Source organism: Weizmannia sp. FSL K6-3076 (assembly GCF_038007245.1).
Lineage (GTDB): Bacteria > Bacillota > Bacilli > Bacillales > Bacillaceae_C > Weizmannia > Weizmannia faecalis.
The window spans coordinates 627,937-648,422 of the sequence record NZ_JBBOWU010000001.1 but is presented as its reverse complement, the minus strand read 5'-3'; the positions used below and the strand labels follow the sequence as shown (position 1 = coordinate 648,422).

General features: G+C 45.7%; 12 protein-coding genes and 1 pseudogene. 5 read left to right on the top strand and 8 right to left on the bottom strand.

Features of this window, described 5'->3' with window-relative positions:
- Positions 1-291: 291 nt before the first annotated feature.
- Positions 292-3,015, bottom strand: coding sequence for a GTP-binding protein (locus NSS95_RS02900; RefSeq protein ID WP_211062531.1), 2,724 nt, complete (start codon positions 3,013-3,015; stop codon positions 292-294).
- A 310-nt stretch (positions 3,016-3,325) separates the two neighbouring features.
- On the opposite strand from NSS95_RS02900, the gene NSS95_RS02895 reads away from it, so the two are divergent.
- Complete coding sequence (locus tag NSS95_RS02895) at positions 3,326-4,378, top strand: lactonase family protein (protein ID WP_017551984.1); 1,053 nt, start codon at positions 3,326-3,328, stop codon at positions 4,376-4,378.
- A gap of 211 nt (positions 4,379-4,589) precedes the next feature.
- On the opposite strand, the gene NSS95_RS02890 is transcribed toward NSS95_RS02895, so the two are convergent.
- The 5 genes and pseudogenes from NSS95_RS02890 to NSS95_RS02870 form a co-directional block, all read right to left on the bottom strand.
- Positions 4,590-4,898, bottom strand: coding sequence for an MTH1187 family thiamine-binding protein (locus tag NSS95_RS02890; RefSeq protein ID WP_017551986.1), 309 nt, complete (start codon positions 4,896-4,898; stop codon positions 4,590-4,592).
- A 100-nt stretch (positions 4,899-4,998) separates the two neighbouring features.
- Positions 4,999-7,128: a YhgE/Pip domain-containing protein gene (locus NSS95_RS02885; protein WP_340713779.1), complete on the bottom strand. Its 2,130-nt coding sequence runs from the start codon at positions 7,126-7,128 to the stop codon at positions 4,999-5,001.
- Positions 7,129-7,389: 261 nt separating this feature from the next.
- Positions 7,390-7,932 carry an HD domain-containing protein gene (locus NSS95_RS02880; RefSeq protein ID WP_340713778.1) on the bottom strand — a complete coding sequence of 181 codons (543 nt, stop codon included), beginning with the start codon at positions 7,930-7,932 and terminating at the stop codon, positions 7,390-7,392.
- A 199-nt stretch (positions 7,933-8,131) separates the two neighbouring features.
- Positions 8,132-9,811, bottom strand: a complete 1,680-nt coding sequence (gene abc-f / locus NSS95_RS02875; protein ID WP_340713777.1) for a ribosomal protection-like ABC-F family protein — start codon at positions 9,809-9,811, stop codon at positions 8,132-8,134.
- Positions 9,812-10,559: 748 nt separating this feature from the next.
- Positions 10,560-11,863 (bottom strand): annotated as a pseudogene (locus NSS95_RS02870) (IS1380 family transposase).
- Between the two features lie 636 nt (positions 11,864-12,499).
- Here NSS95_RS02870 and NSS95_RS02865 point away from each other — a divergent pair.
- Complete coding sequence (locus NSS95_RS02865; RefSeq protein WP_046721207.1) at positions 12,500-13,714, top strand: 3D domain-containing protein; 1,215 nt, start codon at positions 12,500-12,502, stop codon at positions 13,712-13,714.
- Between the two features lie 210 nt (positions 13,715-13,924).
- Here the strand turns inward: NSS95_RS02865 and NSS95_RS02860 are convergent, their stop codons facing one another.
- On the bottom strand, positions 13,925-14,863 hold the full coding sequence (locus NSS95_RS02860; protein ID WP_046721206.1) for an L-lactate dehydrogenase: 939 nt from the start codon (positions 14,861-14,863) through the stop codon (positions 13,925-13,927).
- 1,057 nt (positions 14,864-15,920) lie between these two features.
- Here NSS95_RS02860 and ppc point away from each other — a divergent pair.
- Together ppc and NSS95_RS02850 are read left to right on the top strand one after the other, a co-directional pair.
- On the top strand, positions 15,921-18,629 hold the full coding sequence (gene ppc, locus NSS95_RS02855; protein WP_429890155.1) for a phosphoenolpyruvate carboxylase: 2,709 nt from the start codon (positions 15,921-15,923) through the stop codon (positions 18,627-18,629).
- A gap of 201 nt (positions 18,630-18,830) precedes the next feature.
- Entirely contained in the window at positions 18,831-19,073 is a 243-nt protein-coding gene (locus NSS95_RS02850) for a hypothetical protein (RefSeq protein WP_046721204.1), read from the top strand.
- Positions 19,074-19,117: 44 nt separating this feature from the next.
- Here NSS95_RS02850 and NSS95_RS02845 read toward each other — a convergent pair whose 3' ends face one another.
- Positions 19,118-19,333, bottom strand: coding sequence for a hypothetical protein (locus tag NSS95_RS02845; RefSeq protein WP_179234232.1), 216 nt, complete (start codon positions 19,331-19,333; stop codon positions 19,118-19,120).
- Between the two features lie 221 nt (positions 19,334-19,554).
- On the opposite strand from NSS95_RS02845, the gene NSS95_RS02840 reads away from it, so the two are divergent.
- The gene (locus tag NSS95_RS02840) at positions 19,555-20,466 is read left to right on the top strand and encodes an LCP family glycopolymer transferase (RefSeq protein WP_035189430.1); all 912 of its coding nucleotides are present in this window, start codon (positions 19,555-19,557) and stop codon (positions 20,464-20,466) included.
- Positions 20,467-20,486 lie beyond the last annotated feature (20 nt).

Here is a 20,486-nt window from a genome sequence, read left to right as displayed (position 1 = left end):
TTCAGGTGAAAACGCCCGGTACACCCGAAAAATAGGATAAAAAAACAACGCCGCATATGGGCGCTGTTCATTCAACAATTTTCGGCCGCTTCCATCCATCTGCTTTCCGCAACATCCGGCCGGTTCATTTTCTGTTCCCAAACCGGTTCATGCATGTGTTTCCGGCGAAATTCAGGCGGTTCATTTATTGATCATATTGGGGCTTACTGAATCCGCACTTTCGCCATGCGTTCAGCAAGCCCTGTTTCCCCTTAAGCCCTGTGCCTGCCCCGTCATCGTCTTGCGAAAAGTTTACACTTTCCCGCTTGTTTTCTGTCCGAGCTGCATCCATTCAAACTGGCGGAGTTTCAGTTCGAATAATTTCAGCGGATCCTGATACACTTCCGGATTTTCTTTCATATTCTCCAGCATCTCTTTTGTCTCGGCAATGGCCGCCCCTGTTTCCGCAATCGTTTCGCGGAGAACCGTTTCCGGATTTTTAAAGAACAGGCGGACATCGCGCTCAAGCCCTTGTTCAAACAGCTCGAATTGCAGCATCACTTTATTCGTGACAAGGTTTGCAATTTCCGTATAATCTTCGCTTTCGATAAATTTTTTATAGCGGTTATACAGCATTGTTTTGTTTTGCGAAAGCACACCAAACAATTTGCCCGCGCTCTTTAACAGGACCTGCTGCGGCGTATGGCGCAACAATATATTGACCGGTTCAAAAGGAATTCCGTTTGCCATCCGATCCGCATCACGCCGCCAGTCCTCCATAATTTTAAAATCGCAGGCAAGCGCAAGAATCTCTTCCCCGTACAACTTGTTAAACCCTTCCGCCATTTCATCAAGATAATCCTGGCTTTGCTGCAATTCCCTTTCCGACGCTTCTATCCACTCCGTCACCAGCTCCTCGTATTTCGGGGAAATGGACGTCTGCAAAAAGTGCCGGATCCGGTTGTTCATTTCTTCATTCAACTCGAGATGAATTTTCCGAAAATCACTGTCCGGCTTAATAAAATCGGCGCTTTTCCGTAAAATTTCCGGAATCTTATTTTGCAGTTCATCGCGGATTTTCCGCGTCATGCTGTGATAGGACGAGCGGACAAGCTCGGTTTGTTCATGGATGACATCCTGAAGCTGGTTTGCCGCTCCGTTTAATTTTGCGTACAGATCTTCATGCCGGTTGATTGACTCTACCAGATGCTGTTCATTTTGCAGCCTTTGTTTCAGCAGATCGGCAATCGATTCCCGGATGCAGTGCGAAAGTTTTTCAATCCGGCTTTCTTCCAGGTTTTCCGGCTTGAAATTTTGCCGGAAAAAGCGGGCAAGATCCAGTCCTGCTTCCCGGGATGCATAATTGGACGTATAAGGGTGCAAGTTTGCCTCCGGAAAAATCGTTTTCACCTTTTGTACTGTTTCTTCTACTAAATCTGCCGCTTCCTGCTTGCTGTAAATCATATCCATTTTGGACAGCAAAAAGTGAATCGTTAACCTGGGCACTTGTTCCTTCATTTTCAACAACATATCCGCTTCTTTGTCTGTAAGGGGATCATTTGCATTTAAAACGAATAAAACGCCGTCAACAAAACGCAAATACTCGTATGCCTTTCCCCGCCCCGGCCCGTTCAGCCCGGGAGTATCGATAAAAATAAGCGCATTTTCTTCCAAAAACCGGCTCGGGCCCCGCCATTCAAGCATATCTCCGGGCTCCGGCGCCGCATTGTCCTCTTCCGTTACAGGCGAAATGCCTTTGTCCGAGATGACAGAAAGCGCATGTTCATCATCATGGCGCACCGCCATCACAAACTGTGTCGGCCGTTCGGGGAGCGGGTCGGCCAGCACCGACTGGATGAAGGCCGTCTTGCCACTGCCGTTCATGCCGGTAACGAGAATGTGCTGGACATCAAAGTCAATCAGCTCCCTCGCCATCCATTTCAAACGAGTGCTGACGGATAGCCCGTTCCTTTTTGCCCATTGCATAATGGAATCAAAGAGCCGGAGCGCATATTCAAGCTGATCCAATGTTTGCTCCGCATGATTCAAAATCGTTTCCGCATCGGCAATTTGCTGCGGCCCGATGCTGCCCGGAAAAAGATCGACCCATGCGAGAACCGCAGTGGATGCTTGAAGGGCGTGCGCCTGGTCCGTGATCCGCAGCCAGTTCGTTAAAATGCCCGGCATCACCGGTGCCAGTTGTTTTAACAGATAGCTGCCGCTGATTAAAGAAAAATAGGTTTCCCCGTAAATGGCAGACAGCTCGTGCCACGTTTCAAGCGAATGGAGTTCAAGCCCGGCGAAAAGGTCGTTGAATTCGCGGAGCCAGCCGAGATACGCGCCCTCCGTTTCGTAAGACCGCCAAAGCGCAACCGCAAGTTGTTCAAACTGAATTTGATCCACCTTGTATAAAACGGACAGCGCATCCCGAAAATAATCCGGCGTAATCGTCTTGGTATGCCCTTTTTCAATATACGACTTTAAAATTTGAAACCAAAACAGCGATTCAGTGCGGATGGATTCATTGACAGCCAGTTCAACCGCATTCATCCAGTCTTCGTTTTTTTCAAAGTAGGCACGGGCGATTTTCGTCACATTCGGATAATCCGGGTTCATGGCGACCGCTTGTTTGATTGTCTGGACAGCCTGATCATGCTTTTGCTCCTCCATATAAAGCGAGATGAGCTGAAGCGCGATCTCCGTCTTTAACACGATGGAGTCTGTTTGAACCGACTTGTAAATTTCTTCGGCCATGCTGCTGAGACCGAGTTCAAAATAAGCATCCCCCATGTTTTTTTGCGCCCAAGGTTCAAAGTCGTTATGTATGCTTTCCCATTTAAAAACGGCTGCTTCATAATCTTTATAATGAAAATAAATTTCCCCTTGTGCAAAGCGGATATAGGAAAGATCGGCATTTTCAAGGGCGTTTTCTTTTTCGAACGCTTCCCCGAGCACTTCAAGCGGATGGCGCTCTTCCCCTTCTTTGATAAACGTTTCATAATAACATTTTTGGACAAACTGGTCTTCCGGCTTCATGATTTTCCTCCTCACACGGCCTTTTATATCTCTATCATATTGCATCCGGGATGCAGCGATGTGTAGAATTTTGTCGATTACTTTATTTTATCAAAACATCTCCGGCAAAAAATTTCAGTTCGCTTTCAATTTTGATACAAAAATGAAACATTTGCCATATTTCCGCTTGCATGCCGGCAATTTTGAGCATGTTTCCCGTTTATCACCCTGTTTTTCGCTCATGACATCGTACCAGGAAATGCGCCTGAATGAACGGGAAACGTTTTCTATGTTATAATATTCACATTACAGATTGGAAGGAGCATCAGCCATGGGAAAAACAAAATGGACAGGGTATGCCGGCACCTATACAAAAGGCGCCAGCGAAGGGATTTACACCTTTACCCTCAATACAGAAAAAAAGCAAATTGAAGATGTAAAAGTTGCCGCCAGACTGGACAACCCGACTTATCTCAATATCACGGCAGACAACCGCAATCTGTATGCCGTTGTCAAAGAAGGCAGCCAGGGCGGGGTTGCGGCTTTTTCAATTGATGCGGAAAGCGGTGCTCTAACGGAATTGAACCGAGAATTATCCGGCGGCGCCTCCCCATGCCATGTCAGCGTGGATTCGGCAAAGAAAACGGTCGTCTCCGCCAACTACCATAACGGGACGGTCAACGCCTATCTGACAAACGAAGACGGCAGCCTGCAGCCGGCAGCAAGTGTTATCGAACATACTGGCTCCGGGCCGAACCCGGAACGCCAGGAAAAACCGCACGTCCATTTTGCAGGCTTTACCCCGGATGAAAAATATGTCGTTGCGGTGGACCTCGGCAATGATACGATTACAACGTACGCACATGATGGCGGCAAATTAACGGAAAAAGCCGTCCTTTCCGTCCGCCCGGGAAGCGGCCCACGCCATCTTGCCTTTCATCCGGACCGGAAATTTGCCTACTGCATGACAGAATTGAGCAATGAAGTGATTGTGCTCGAATTTGACGAAGCTTCCGGCACGTTTAAAGATGTCCAGTATATCAAAACGATTCCGGAAGATTTTACGGAAAACAGCCAGGGAAGCGCAATCCATCTCTCTTCCGACGGCCGTTTTGTTTACGCCGGAAACCGCGGCCATGACAGCATTGCCGTGTTTGCAGCCGGGCCGGACGGCAAACTGTCCCTTGTCGAGTACACCTCAACCGAAGGAAGCTGGCCGCGCGACTTTGTGCTTGACCCGACCGAAAAATTTATCGTGGCTGCAAACCAGGAATCGGGCACGCTCGTTTTATACGCCCGCGATCCAGAAACCGGGATCCTCACTTTGCTGCAAAAGGATGTCCCCGTTCCGGAAGCGGTTTGTGTAAAATTTTTGCACGGATAAAATTTTGGCAATTCAAAAGGCGGGCCCCGGTCCGCTTTTTGTTTTTTCCTGGGAAATTCTCATCATTTTATCATGTTCATTTCACAAGTTTTTCTTTTTCATGTTTTACATTTAGGACAGCGGCAAGGAATTGCAGCAAACCATATTTGGCCGGGCTTCCCCCAGAGCCTGGCCAAACCTCCTTTTATCATACCGGCCTTGTGCCGGTTTTTTATTGGTCAAGTTTTTCGGCGACGGAGGCCAGTTTTCCTTCCATCGTGAGCTGTTTGTCCCTGCGGTCGTCGATGCGGATATTCGTTTCAACGCGCTTTATGCCATGTGAAAAAGGGATTTCATGCAGTTTTTCAATGATTTCAAACAGGTCATGGATGTCCCCTTCTATTAAAGTGCTCATCGGAGTCAGCTTGATTTTCACCCTTCCCTGTTCTTTTCCGAGCGCCTTCTCAATCTCCGCCACATATTTGCTGATGCTTGTTGAATCCGTTCCGACCGGAAATATCGTAATATCGGCAATCGCCAATTGAATCCCCTCCTAAATATTCTTCTTTCTTATTATAAGCCAACATCACTTTTCATGTCTCTTTTCATTTTTCTTGTCTATTCTGCTTTTTTCATATGGTTTATTCGAACAACCCGCTTTCTTTCCCTTTTCTTGCAAAACGTTCGGTCATACGGCTGAGCAGTTTCTTGGCTGCAGTCCCGAAAATAAGCGCAACTGCCAGAAATCCTGCCAGATAAACGATATCTGTGATCACTGCTTCCATCAGCATTCCGCCAACCGCTTCACGCATTAAGCCAATCCCATAAGTAAATGGCAAAAGCGGATGAATATGTTGAAAAAAAGACGGTTCCATCTGGATTGGAAAAGTGCCGCCCGACCCGGAAATTTGCAGGACAAGCAGGACAATACCAAGTGCTTTTCCCGCATTGCCAAAAACAGAAACGAGTGTATAGACCATCACATTAAAAACAGCGCCAATACCGATACCGAACAAAATAAACCAGGCTTTTTCTTGCACATCCACATGCAAAATAAAAAGATCACCCGCCGCCGTAATCGCCGACTGGAAAAGCGCAATCGTTAAAAACAGCAGCAGTTTGCCGAAATAGACTTGCCAGCTGGCATATGCGCCGCCATGATGGTGTTCAACCGACAGCAGGGATACCAATAACATTGCCCCCACCCAAAAAGACAGGACCGTATAAAACGGAGCCATACCCGCACCGTAATTTTTGATAGGGTATAGCACTTTTTCTTTCAGCGATACCGGCTGCTTTAAAAATCCGCTTTCTTCCTGTGCATCGTTCTTCAGCAATTGAATCCACTGATCTATATTGCCCTGTTTTTCAAACGACCGGATTTTATCAGCCAGTTCCCTGATTTTTCTCTCAGCAGCCGGCAGTTCCGTTTCAGCCGTTTTCAATTTTGCCTTCCCGATTGCAAGCCCAGTTTTCGTATCGCGGAGAATCGCCTGGATATCCGGCAGGCTGCCTTCCAATTTCTGAAACAGTTTATTTGCTTTTGCACTGTCCTGCCCGGCTTGCGCCACAAATGTTTTTAAATCCGCGGCGATGTTGGCACCATCGTTTCCAATCAGGCTGCCTGCAATGACCCCGGCACGGCCGGCTTCTTGCTTTAGATCTGCCTGCAATGCTTCCGGCAGCAACCCGTTATGGGCCTGTTGGAGAATTTTCCCGTTTAGGTCCTGCTGTTTTTGAAAGGATTGGCTGAGTGCAGTAAACCGGGCTGCCATACGCTTAAGATGCTCCGAACCGGTTTCTTCAGCAGCGGTTCGGAGCAAATCACTGAACGCGTCAGAGATCTGTTTGCTATTTTGCAAGATCATCGTATTTTTTGGCGCTGTTTCTGCAATTTTCGTTTTGTCCGCCAGCATACTCACCTGGTTCGAGACAGCAGGGGCGGCATTCAGTGCTTCCAGTCCGGTTTTGATCACGGTATCCGTCTGCTCAAGCAAACTTCCAGTGTTTCCAAAAAAGCGGGACATGTCCCCTGAGACGGTTTTGCCGTGTTTTGCAAGCAGCAGGACATCGGGCATCGCGCCTTCTGCCTGTTTTCTTACTGCGTCTGCTTTCGTAATATCCCGATCTGCCGTCCTGATGATCCGGTTAAGCTCCGGAATGTCTCCCTCCAATCTAAAAACCCATGCTTTAAAATTTTCAATATCCGGCAAATCCCTTTCAAGTTCAATGCCGATTTGATTAAACATTGTAAAAATCGCTTTGCTAACGGTTTTTACAAATTGCGCACTAATTTGCTGTGTAATGGCAGACGCACCCGACCCTGTTATTTTAGGCGCAATCGCATTGATTTTTTCATTAACGGTATAAGTAATGACCGGTTTCTCCGGCTTATCACCCAGGATGGAAGCCAGTTTTTCCGAAAAATTTTCCGGGATGGTCAGGCTCGCATAATATTCTCCGGTCTTTACGCCGCGTGCGGCTTCCTTCTCCTGCACAAACCTCCAGCCGAGCGCTTTATTTTGTTTCAACTTTTTTATAACTTCATTCCCGGCGTGTACTTTTTTTCCGTTGATCGCTGTCCCCCGGTCCAAATTCACAACGGCTACCGCAATTCCTTTTGTGTGGCCGTATGGGTCCCAGGATGCCTTGATGTTAAACCAGGCATACAATGATGGAAGAATAATCAAGGCGGCAATGATCAGGCTTGCTGCCCAGTTTGTTGTCATTTTTTTCAAATCAGTTGCATAAATCTTCCATACCTTTTTCATTGGCAGCCTCCAAGTGTTGTTGTATCTTTATGTTTTCCAACCGCTTGAACTGTCATGTACATGCAAAAAAGCCTGTGCGTCTCAGGACACGCACAGGCTAGCGTCAAACAAGCCATTTTTCTTATGTAATTGATTTGCGGCCCGCACAAGCAGGCGTCTGCAGTAACGTAAATATTACGGATGAAAGCCGGTGCCCTCACTTTGCGGTTTTACAAGCAGCAAGTCCGTTATTTCACAGGCAATGTCCGTTTCCCCTGCACCTTATTCATGTCCAAAAACCTGCTTTATTTCCGCCTGCAGCTGCTCCAGTAAAGGAAAAGAATGGTTCAACGCAATACTTTCTGCAATACTTCGATAGTACCATTCCTGCTTTTCTTTCCCACGGCTGAACGCGTTCCACACGCTCTCCCCATTTTTTCGCAATCCTTCGTGTATCGTTTTCAAATTGTGGAGTTTATCTGCACATATGAGCATACAAATTTCCTCTTCTGCCGTTTTTAATCGCTCGATGGTATGCTGTTTTCGTTCCTCCCACCGCACATTTTTAGGCGGTTCGGTGCAGGCTGCAACAATGCGGGCAACATCGCTTCCAAATTCAGCTTCTATCTCCTCGTTTGTCACCGCAGTATCTTCAACCGTATCATGAAGAAGCCCTGCTGTGACCACTTCTTTGCGGCAGCCTTCTGTTAAAAGCATCATGGCAACCGCATACGGATGCGCAATATACGGAAGGTCGGACGCTTTCCGGTATTGGCCTTCATGTGCTTTTGCCGCAAATTCAATTGCTTTTTCCACCATTTCCATAAGAAATTCCTCTCTTCTCATTCAAAACCTATTCCTATCATCATACCAAAACGGCACGGCTACACATGAATGAAAATCGAAAAGTTCAGCACTTTTTTGGCTTCTTAAACATCAAAATGGATCCTTAGCCGGCAGAATATTCCTTCCTGTCCTGTCTGAATTGAAGAAGAAGCAGATCCCTGCTTCTTTTTCACGTTTTTTATTGCCGCAGTCTGCGCTTTTGTTCCATCAATTTCTGCAGTTCCTTATCCATTTCCTGATATTCCGTACTGCCCGGAGCACATAAGCTGATTTTTCCAATGTACTCGGCAATTTTTGTCTCCAGAACGGCCAATTCTTCATTTCTTTCTTGCTGTGCTGCTTTTTCGCGGCCTTCTCTTTTCCCCGCTTCCACCCGCTGAATCCGTCCATCATCAAACAACAGCATTTTATTACACAGTTTTTCAATAAAATAACGGTCATGCGAAACGACCAGCAACGTTCCTTGGAACATCGACAGTGTGTCTTCCATCTGCTCCCGGCTTGGCAAATCAAGGTGGTTTGTTGGTTCATCTAAAATTAAAACATCATATGCTTCTAAAACCATTTTCGCAAGCTTTACTTTTATCCTTTCACCCATGCTAAGGAATGCGAGTGGCTTCGATATTTTTTCCGGCCCCAGCTCCAAATTTGCCAAAGTCATCCTTGCTTTTGATATATCATCACGGTCCGCCGTGCCAATATATTGAAGTGCTGTTTTTTCAAGTGGCAGACCCTGCATATCCTGGCTTAAATATGCAATCCGGAGCGAACCACTTTTCCAAATTTCCCCGGAAGTTACCGGTTCTTCCCCCAGCAACATTCTGATCAGTGTTGTTTTGCCGCATCCATTCGGCCCCGATAAAGCGATGTGCTCGCCGTCATTTACATAAAAACGGCTGTTCCGGAATAAAACGCGATCTCCGTAGGTTTTCGTTAAGTCTTTTACTTCGAGAATTCTTTGCCCGCGTTTTTGGCGCGTTTTAAAGTCGAAGCGAATGTCGGCATCTTCTTTCGGCTTATCCACTTTGTGTTTTGAAAGCTCAGATTCCAGCCTTTTTTGCTTGGATTTTATCTGTTTATCTATTTTCTTTGCCCTTACCCCATCGAATTCTTTTATGTTGTCCCCTTTTCCCGCTTCCCGATGTGCTTTATCCGACCATTGCTTGAGCGCAGTGATTTGCTGCTGCACCCGCTTTATATCTTTTTGCTGCTTTTCATATGCCTGTTTCTGCTGTCGCACATGAAATGCTTTTTTCTTATAAAAAGCGGTATAGTTGCCTTCATAAATGGAAAGCTTTCCATCCTCCAATTCAAAAATTTTATTTGCCGTCCGATCCAGAAAATAGCGGTCATGGGAGATGATCAGGGCGGCCCCTTTGAAGGCAGCCAATGTATCAGCGAGCCAGTCGGTGCCTCTTTCATCAAGATGATTGGTTGGCTCATCCAAAATGGCAAACTCCGGCCGGGCAGCCCAAATTTCAGCCAGCGCCAGTTTGAGGCGTTCTCCCCCGCTCATCCCCTTTTTTCTTTCTTCATTCCAGCTTTGAAGCCGGGAAAGTCCAAGTTCACTTGCAATATGCAATATCTCCCCGTTTTCTGCGAAATTTTTCCCGGTCACATCTCCGGCACCTGCCATTTGTGGGAGATAGCCAATTTTTAATGATGGCGGAAATTTAGAGAGGGTACCGCTATCCGCTTCCAATTGGCCAAGCAGAATTTTGGCGAGCGTTGTTTTCCCAGTACCGTTCCAACCAACGAGCCCGATTTTTTCGCCCGTTTTTATTTTAAAAGAAATATCCTTTAATAGCGTACGATCCCCGAAACTTTTGCTGATATTCCTCGCTTCAAAAATTTCCATACAAAAACCTCCCCAAAAATCCTGGAGAGGTTGGATTCAAAAAAAGCCCGTAAAACCGTATCAAAAAACACACATAAGCATCCCGTCTTAACAACAGAAGCTCATGTAATTTATGCTTGACCGGTAAAAAAGCGCAGACCAATCCAATTCTCCAGGTTTCCTCATTTTTTAGCCTATTCATGAGTAATCTCCCGTAAAATCAGATTAGTTCTTCATCGCTCCATATACCGTCCTTTTTTGAGATTCATGTTCACAAATATTATATGTGAACATTTTTATCTCGTCAATATTCTGTCAATAAGAACGTTATAACAACCATCAACCGGCTCTGCATCATGTTTTCGGTGCTTAAACAGTTACGAAGCGCATTCGCTTATCTTTTCTGGAGTGATCAATGCCTGGGATGAAACGGTTATATCACCAAATTTTCTTTGCCTTCTTTAAATCTTCTAAACGAATAGGGTACCTTTGCATTGAGTTTGGGCAAATCTTATTGTATTCCTTTATCTTTTCATTTATTATTTCCCTGAATCCGTGACGAAATTTCCGCTTAAAGGCAAACAAATCGCATAAAATTTAGTATAATCCCAAATTACGAAAGTGCAGCGATTTGATAGCTAAAATCCACACACGTGGAAGTAAATGTAAAATATGGAATCCAAATCTATAATTTCAGGTGGTTGAAGGTATACTTTCCCCCTCCCCACCTTTGCGGGCTTTTTAATTTCCAGTATTCAGTTCCTGTCTCTCAATCAATCATGCGCACACTTTGAATCATTTTCCGGAATGCCCATTTGTGGGCATATGTCTCACAAATGTACAATGAGACCCTCCGGCTGTGAGACGTCAGCACGCCGGCCGAATAAATAAACTCTCTTCGAAACCGCCTGATGGTATGGGACTTGAACGCAGCCGGGCAATGGTCCTTTTTAAAGATCTCGAATAAATTGACGCCAGTAATTTAATCAGAAGATCCATATGATTTGCCCCGAAAGAATCTGTTGGAATCTTGTCCATCGAAAAACCATATTTAGACTCTTTGATATAGTTTTCCAGACAGGCTCTCTGATTGTAAAATCTCCAAATATCCATAGGTTCCCAGTCCATCGTTGTCACAATGGCTTCATAATCCCAGAGAAAATCAAACAATTGAAGCTGGTCTTTCTCATACTTGTCAGCTTTTCGGATGACCGCAACTCTTCTTGGCTTTTCCCAGGAAGTTGCTTGGTAGTAGACTGTTTTTCCCTCTATAACAATCAGCTCATCATCAACATACCGGATCCACGGAGAATTGTCGTTTTCAACATACTTTTTCAATCTTGATGTCCATTTCAGTTTGTCGGCGTAGTTAATCTTCCGCTGCTCCCAATAACTGTAAAACTTTTCTCCGCCAAATCCCTTGTCAAAACGGGCGTACCGGATAAGGTACTGAGCGGAAAGCAATCGATAGGTTTCCTCGGCAAATTCAATTCCGTTGTCAGCTGAATGGACGTTTCCCGGTCTTAGCACACCGTTTAAGCAAAGATGGGATTTTCCTTCAAAAACGAGAAGGGGGAGGTAGCTTTTTCTGCCCGGCTTATGGGGGTTCACCCCGATTTTCGCTCCCTCCTGGTTTCCATAAACCGTTTCGACACTTGAATCAAAGTCAAGAATGAGATCGGAATCCAGCCATGGTTCGATGATGTCCATCACCCGTTCTTTGAATTCTATGGCAGCATCTTCGATTTTCTCCAACCTTAATAGATCCTTGCTTAAAAGCGTATAATGCGGGCATTTTCCTCCTAAGAAAGCACGAATCAAAGGGTCATTCTGGAGTGATTGAAAATGAAACATACGGGAGCAATCTGTCATCCAGCCCGCAATCAGATATACAAATATTTTACTTAGAGGAAATTTGGCATTGTCTTTCTTTAAGCAATCAAACCCCCGGAAAGTCTGCTGGATTTTCATCCGTTCCAGAAATTGCAGAAATGGGAGGATGCCACTAAATTTTGTACTATTCTTTAAATTGAATTCATATTTAATTCTTGAAACAGGAATGATATAATTCACCTTAAAGGTGCCCCCTTTCTTGGTTATTGTTTTTTTCTCAAAATCAATTATACCAAAGGATGGGGCACTTTTTTATTTTAAATTACTATTTTACTTTCGTAATCTGGGATAAAAACATTAAATTTATTTTCAATTAAGAATCCCCCTATTTATTTGCCCGGCCTGATTCACCGAAATGCCAATCATGCCAATATCCCCATCAAAAAGATGGACGCTAACAGCAAAACGAAAAACGAAAATTTAAAGTTTTCAAATCAGACAGCATCACCAAATACGGAAACGGATTAGACAAAGCGTAAGAATATTTCGTTAGGGATGGTTAGCGGTCAATCCAAATCCCCCCTGCTTTATTTTTCCTTCTAAGGAGCTGTTGTGTCAAGGGAAAGTTTAACGGAAGCTTAACACAACCGCGCTGTAGAACGATCCTGCCTGAAGGATTTCCCCTCAACAGCCATAAACGGAGGCAAAAGCCTTATAACTGCCCATCATTAGCCGAAAAAGCACCCAAATCTATCTTTTCCCTTTTTCACATAGATTGAATTCGTTTTCATTCTCGTAATATGAATTTAATCGTATTGTAATCTTCCTTTCTGCCTATTTGTGTTATAACAAGAGTACGGAGAAGGGAGTTGTCTTATGCACTTAAAAAGGCGAATTGCAGTTATGGCGTTTGCCATATTCGTTGGCACGGCGCAACTAAATGCCTATGCAGAAACAGATCAAGGTTCCTTACAGAAAAAATTGGATGAAAATACGCAAACCATTCAAAAGAAAGAATCGGAGAAAAAAGCCGTCGAAAGCAAAATGGAAAATTTGCAAAAAGACTGGGACGCATTGCAATCATCCATTCAGAAAAATAAAGAAAATATCGCAGCAACTGAAGCGAAAATCCAGTCAGCAAAAGATTTGATTGAAAAGAAAAAAGAGGAAATCGTAAAGCTGGAGGACCAAGTTTCTGCACGGGAAGGCGTGATTAAAAAACGCCTCGTTGCCATGCAAAAAAACAACCAATACGACTATGTGATTGAAACGATTTTAAACGCGGAAAGCATTGGCGACCTGATCAACCGGGTCAGTGCAGTCGCGACACTGCTGAACGCTGATACAAGCCTTTTGGATCAGCAAAAAGCGGACCTTGCGAAAATTGAAGCCGATAAAAAAGCCATTGCAGACCAGGAAAAAGTGCTCGAACAGGAGCAGGCAAACTTGAAAAGCAGCCAGGCAAAACTGCAAACAAATTTAAAAGAAAAGGAAAAAGCATTGTCGGGATTAAAATCGAAGTATGACAGCATTCAAAATGAGCTGTCAAAAGCGGAACAAAAACAAACCGACTTGAATACGAAAATCAGCAACCTGCAAAAAGAAATAAAGGCACAGCAGGCGGCCGCAAAAGCAAGGGAAGAAGCCCTCGCAAAACAAGCGAGCGAAGCTGAAGCCGAAAAGGCAGCGGAAGCGCAAGCTGAAAAAACAGCAGAAACACAAGCGAAAAAACCAGCGGAAGCCGGTGCCGGGAAAACGGCCGGAACCAAATCCACCGCATCTTCCGGCCACAGCACGCCACAAGGCAAATCCTTCTATGTGACGGCGACATCTTATAACCATGAAGATACGAAGCTGGATATTACCGCTTTGGGATATAACATTAAGAAAAACCCGAACATGAAATTGATCGCTGTCGATCCGTCGGTCATTCCGCTCGGCAGCAAAGTCTGGGTTGAAGGATACGGGGTTGCCATCGCAGCCGATACCGGCGGTGCCATTAAGGGCCATATCATCGATGTCCTGATGCCGAACAAAAAAGCTTCCATCGCATGGGGGCGCCGTACGGTCAAAGTGATCATATTGAATTAAGAAAAAGCAGCCTTGAATCGATTCAAGGTTGCTTTTTTATATCCGCCTATGGCAGGCCCGCTCCTAACCCCGGCAAAAAACAGGCCCATGCTTTTCCCGGAAAGCGGGGCAAGCATGGGCACTTTTTTCGGCAGTCCGCCTTAAGCAGGCGCCGGGATTTTTTTCAAAGAAAAAGCCGGGCCTCCCATGAAGCCCGGCCGGCACAAATGCTTACAATACCGGTGCCATTGTTTCTTTTAGCACTTTTACAGAATGATTGAACTGTTCCTGTTCTTTTTCGTTCAGTTTGATTTCAACCACTTCACGGATGCCCTGGCGATTGATGATGGCCGGAACGCCAACGTACACATCGCTGTTTCCGTATTGGCCTTCAAGAAATGCAGAGACCGTCAATACGCTGTTTTCATTGTTCAGGATTGCCCTTGTAATCCGGGTCAAGGACATCCCGATGCCGTAAAATGTGGCCCCTTTTCGTTCAATAATATGATAAGCCGCATCTCTCGTATTGACAAAAATGTCATCTAACGTCTTTTCGTCAATAATTCCTTTTTGTAGATAGCTTTCAATCGTATCGTAACCGATATTTGTATGGCTCCATACCGGAAGTTCCGTATCGCCGTGTTCGCCGATAATCGCAGCATGCACATTGCGCGGGTCAATTCCAAATTGGGCGCTCAAAGAGTTGCGGAGACGCGCGGAGTCAAGCACTGTGCCCGAACCGATAACATGTTCTTTCGGCAGGCCGGACTCTTTCCAAGTTACATATGTCAAAATGTCAACCGGGTTGCTGGCAACAAGAAAAATCCCGTTAAAGCCGCTGTCCATGATGCTCTTAATCATGCCTTTAAAAATTTTTGCGTTTTTGGCAACAAGATCAAGCCTTGTTTCGCCCGGTTTTTGCGGGGAACCTGCCGTAATGACAACAAGGTCGGCAGTGCCGCAATCGGAATAATCACCTTTCCAAACGCGGGTCGGCGTAGGCGCAAATGGCAGGCCGTGGTTCAGGTCCATGGCTTCCCCTTCTGCTTTTGCTTCGTTAATATCGATTAAAACAAGCTCTTCTGCAACACCCTGATTAATCATGGCGTAGCAGTAACTTGTACCAACTGCACCCGTTCCAACCACTGCAATACGATTGACTTTTTTCATGTATAATCTTCCTTCCCATCAAAAGTAAAAAATATATCCACTGTATGAAAGCAGTTTTGCAAGCCCGGCATGGCGGGCCCCTATCCAGTCTATGGATATTGTGCCAACTCCTAATGGATTCCATACTGCTTTTCCTTTAAAGCAGGACAATTAAACTTTTGCAGCAAATGCTGCCATGCGGTTTGTGAAATAGATGGACGGCATGCTCTTTTATGGCTGAAATGGATCGTTCCGTTCATTTTCCTTCATTCCACATGGGTAAGTATACCACTATTTTTGTGATCAGATTCACATATTTTATGGCGAAAATTTGAAAATTTGCTTGCCCAAATGCCCGGTTTTAAAGGAAAATGACGGTTTCTCAAAATTATCCGTTTACATTTTTCACAAATGGCTTTATTTGAAAGAGCCAGATATGTAAGCGTTATTCATTCTTGTGCTGATTTTCACAAAGTTCCCCGGGCGGAGGAATAAATGGCTGATCCCGCCCAAATGATCTCTGCCATTTTTTATCCTGAATGCCTCCCCTCAAAAAGCGGGTGCTGCCTGCTTAAAAAAACCCGCTTCACATGCATGGAGACGTGCACGCCAGGCATCGACAAAAACGCAACTGCCCAGCCATTCATGTCTGCATCATAAATGGACACCGTGCGGACAGCCAGTACGACGGGCATAATAAAGCCGGCCATAAAATCAATTTTATATAAGTAAATTTTTTCTCTCCATACCGGCTGCTTTCATTTATTATCAAAGAAGAAGAGAACGGTTTCACTGCCAATTCTTTTCTTTCCATCTCCGGTACTTGCCACATTAAAAACACGAATGATATTCATCATTGACTTTCAATCGTTCGCATTTTATCCTTAATTTATCCCTTTATGCGGGAAATGTTCCTTTACTAGTTTTTAATTTTATAAAGTATTAGACTTTTTTCATTTTACAAGTATAATAATAAGTATCATTTTCTTTGTGCATTTTTCTGACCAAATGAAAGGAGCGATTATCCTTGCATCAAATTGATGAAAAGAAAGCCCCCCGGATGGCCCTGCAGGCAGACATGGATTTTCTCGCCGGGCTGCTGGATAAAGTGATCCTATTTGAAGGCGGCGAAGCATTGCTCAAAACAATCCAAAATATTCGCTCCCTGGCACAAAAAGCGAGGGAAACCGGCGATGAGGCTTTCTACCTTCAATTAAAAAAAGAAATTACAGACCTGAATCCGCCAGAACGGCAGGAAGTCATCCGCGCTTTCTCTACCTATCTGCAATTATTTAATATTACCGAGCAAAATTTCAGAATTAAGCGCCGGCGGGAGTACCAGTCGGAAGATACAGACCAGGTCCAACCGCGTTCACTTGAAGATGGCATCGAAACGCTGCGGAAAGAAAAAGTGCCGGCTGAAATGGTTGCAGAACTGCTGGACAGTTTATCGCTTGAACTGATTATAACGGCACACCCGACAGAAGCAACGAGGCGGACCATTCTGCAAATCCACAAACGTATTGCAGACCTTTTAAAAGCGCTCGAATATGCCAACACCCGTTATGAGAAAAAAGTCATTGAAGAAACGATTTTGAATGAGATTACCATTTTATGGCAAAGTTCCGAAATCCGCGAGAAGAAACCGTCCGTTCTAGACGAGGTGAAAAACGGGCTTTATTATTTCGACAATGTCCTGTTCGACGTGCTGCCGCGCATACACGAAGACCTAGAAGACTATCTGTACGAATCGTACGGACAGCGTTTTAAAGTCCCTTCTTATCTTCATTTCGGATCGTGGATCGGCGGCGACCGGGACGGGAACCCGAACGTGACCGCGGACATCACCTGGAAAACGCTCGAGATGCAGCGTGAACTCGTATTGGAAAAATATAAAAAGTCGCTTACCACACTCCGGGAGCTGCTCAGCCATTCTGCCAAAAAAATAAGCGCCAGCCATGCCCTGGTTGCATCTGTGGAAAGCGAAGAAAATACAATGCCGGCTGCAAAATTATGGCCGACAAAAGATGAAATTTACCGCAGAAAGCTGGCGATTATGATCCATAAACTGGAATGTGTGGGAAAAAGCAATGGCGGCTACCAATCCGCAGAGGAGCTCCTTGCCGATCTGTATATGATCCGGGACAGCGTGAACCAGCACCATCCGGCCGGGCATCCGATTAAATTGCTCCGCAAAGTTATCCGCCAGGTCGAATTGTTCGGGTTCCACCTAGCATCACTCGATATCCGCAACCATAGCGGCGAACATGAATCAGCACTTGCCGAGGTGCTTTATAACGTCAATATCGCGAAAGACTATAAAAATCTGCCCGAAAATGAAAAAGTCGCGGTGCTCCTGAAGGCTTTAAACGACCCGCGGCCGATGATTTCAATCTATGATACGTTTACGCCGGAAACGCAGGAAGTCATCAACACATTCCGGATGATCAAACGCGCCCACCAAACATTCGGCGAACGGTCCATCCAGGTGTATTTGATCAGCATGGCACATTCGGTCAGCGACGTGCTGGAAGTGCTCGTGCTCGCGAAAGAAGCCGGCCTGTACCGCGTCTACCCGAACGGCGAAATTTTAAGTGAGATCCATATCGCCCCGCTTCTTGAAACGATCGAAGACTTGCGGAACGGCGCGAAAATGCTCGAAACCCTTTTCCAAATGCCCATTTACCGCAACCATTTAAAGGTGCGCGGCAATCTGCAGGAAGTCATGCTCGGCTATTCCGACGGCAGCAAAGACGGCGGCACGATGACGGCGAACTGGCAGCTGTACAAAGCACAGAAAGAGATCCACGAAATGGGTGCCAAATACGGCATTAAGCTGAAGTTTTTCCACGGGCGCGGCGGTTCACTCGGACGCGGCGGCGGCCCGCTTTATTCAAGCCTTTTGTCCCAGCCGCCGGTTACACTTGGCGACGGCGTGAAAATCACCGAGCAAGGCGAAGTGCTGTCATCGCGCTATTTGCTGCGCGACATTGCCTACCGGAGCCTTGAGCAGGCGACATCCACGATGATGTGTGCCATCACAGAACAAAAACAGAACGAGAAAAATGGCAAAACGCCAAACGAAGAAGCTGTCAGGGCAATGGATAAAATTTCCGAATATGCGCTTGAAAAATATCAGGAACTCGTCTTCCGCGACCCTGACTTCCTGTCTTATTTCAAACAGGCAACGCCTTTAAATGAGATCGGTGAACTCAACATCGGCTCCCGCCCGATGAGCCGGAAAGGGAGCGCCCGTTTCGAAGACTTGCGCGCCATTCCGTGGGTATTTTCCTGGACGCAAAGCCGCCAGCTCCTTCCCGCCTGGTACGCAGCCGGGACAGGCCTGAGCAAATATGTGGAAGAAACCGGCAATTTCAAGTTGCTTCGGGAAATGTATGCATCATGGCCGTTCTTCCATGCAACGATCAATAACCTGCAAATGGCATTGATCAAGGCGGAGCTTTCCACGGCTGAAGAATATACAAGGCTGGTGAAAGATCCTGAAGTTGCCGGCCGGATTTTCGGCCTGATCAAAGCGGAATACGAACTGACGAAGGAAATGGTTTTAAAGATTGCGGACCAAAAAGAGTTGCTGGATTACACGCCGAACATTAAAGAATCAGTGCGCCTCCGCAACCCGTATGTCGACCCGCTGAACCTGTTCCAAGTCTACCTTATTTCGCAACTGCGTGAACGCGAAAACAAAGATGAAAAAGCCCGGCACCTGCTGATGGAGGTCCTGCTTACGATCAACGGCATCGCCGCAGGGCTCCGGAATACAGGCTGATAGCAATCCCAAAAGCTCTTTTTAAAACAAAAAAACCGTTGGGAAAATCATTTTTTCCCGGCGGTTTTTCTCATTTTCCGGATGTTTTTCTGAAGGGCTGCCCCGAAAAGGCTGGCGGGAGCCCCCTTTTTTGACGGAAATGGTAAAAAGAATGCAGCACTTATTGTATAATGGGTTTAAGAATATGCCGGGGGTGGGCCAATGGATGACTTTATCGGATTGATTTCAGTCATTTTAATTTTTTCTGTGCCGATTGTCGCAATTGTAACGAATTTTTTTAAGTCGCGTGAAAAAATAAAGGTGCAAATATTGGAGAAAGAACTGGAGCTCGAAAAGCTGAAAAACGAAAACTTCCTGCTGGAAACAGAAAAAATGAGGCTGGAATTGCAAAAAATGGAGCTGGACGGGCCCAAGGATGAGTGGGTAATAAGCCGGGACCGGTAAATGTAAAACAGCTAAAAGAGCGGCTGCTCATTTGCCGCTCTATTTCACCTGCTGCTGGCCGCCGGAAAGCTGTGCCGGAAGATGCTGGGCACGGCCATCCCTTTCTCCACTGTGGCCGTCTGGACTGTCTTTGAGCTTGCGTCTGCACGGTCTGCCTTGCTTTTTACATAGAAAAGCGGCCCTCCCCCGATGGCCGCAACAATCAAAACGGCTGCAATATCCACTTCTTCATCATTATGTTCTCCTTTTTTGTTTTCCAATTTTAACAGGAACCATCTGTTCTGCTTTCCGGCTTCATTATGGGGCGCAAACTTAAATTTTTCTTAATGCTTTCTTTTCAAAATGCGGATGATTGTAAAGCGGCAGCACAGTCATGCCTGATACAACCGGGATATGATGGGAATCGACAAAAAAGGATATTCAAGCGTAGCGAATCATGCTATAATAAACAATTATATGACGAAAAAAGAGAGGGCCATCGATGAAGAAAAAAATCCTGATGTCTTTTTTAAGCCTAATTGGGATCTTGGTCATCGCCTGTGGCGGTTATGCCTACTATGTTTATCACTCGGCAAAAGCTGCGGCTAATAAAATGCATGAATCGTTGGCAGGCACTTCAAATGAAAGCATCTCAAGCCAGAACGGGCAGCCGATTTCCGTTTTGCTGCTTGGTGTGGATGAACGTGCAAATGACAGCGGCCGTTCCGATGCCATCATTGTGATGACCATTAATCCGAAAAAAGGCACGACACAGCTGGTCAGCATCCCGCGGGATACAAGGACGCTGATCGCCGGACGCGGCACATATGACAAAATCAATGCTGCGTATGCATATGGCGGAACCAGTATGGCACTGCAGACCGTTGAGGACTTTACCGGTATCCAAATGGATTATTATGTGAAAATCAACATGCAGGCCCTGAAAAAACTGGTCAATGCGGTTGGCGGCATTACCGTCAACAACACAATTGACTGGCATGACGAAGGGTACTATAAAAAAGGGTACCATTACAAAAAAGGGGAAATTCATCTGAACGGAGCCCAGGCGCTCGGCTATGTCAGAATGCGCCATCTTGATCCGGAAGGCGATTTTGGCCGCAATAAACGACAGCGGAAAGTGATCGAGGCGCTGATCCGGAAAGCAACCAGCATTTCTTCTGTGGCAAAATACAGCAGTATCCTTGATACGCTTGGCGACAATGTCAAAACAAATATGACGTTTAATGACATGCTTACGATTGAGAAAAATTACCGGAATGCCGCCAAAAACATTACCCAGTATGAAGTAAAAGGCACCGATGCCAACTTTGACGGGATCTATTATTTGGCGGTGTCAGATGCTGAAAAAGAAAAAGTCACGCAAATGCTGGAAGAAAATCTGTCTGGTGACTAAGGAATAGTGGAAACAAACAA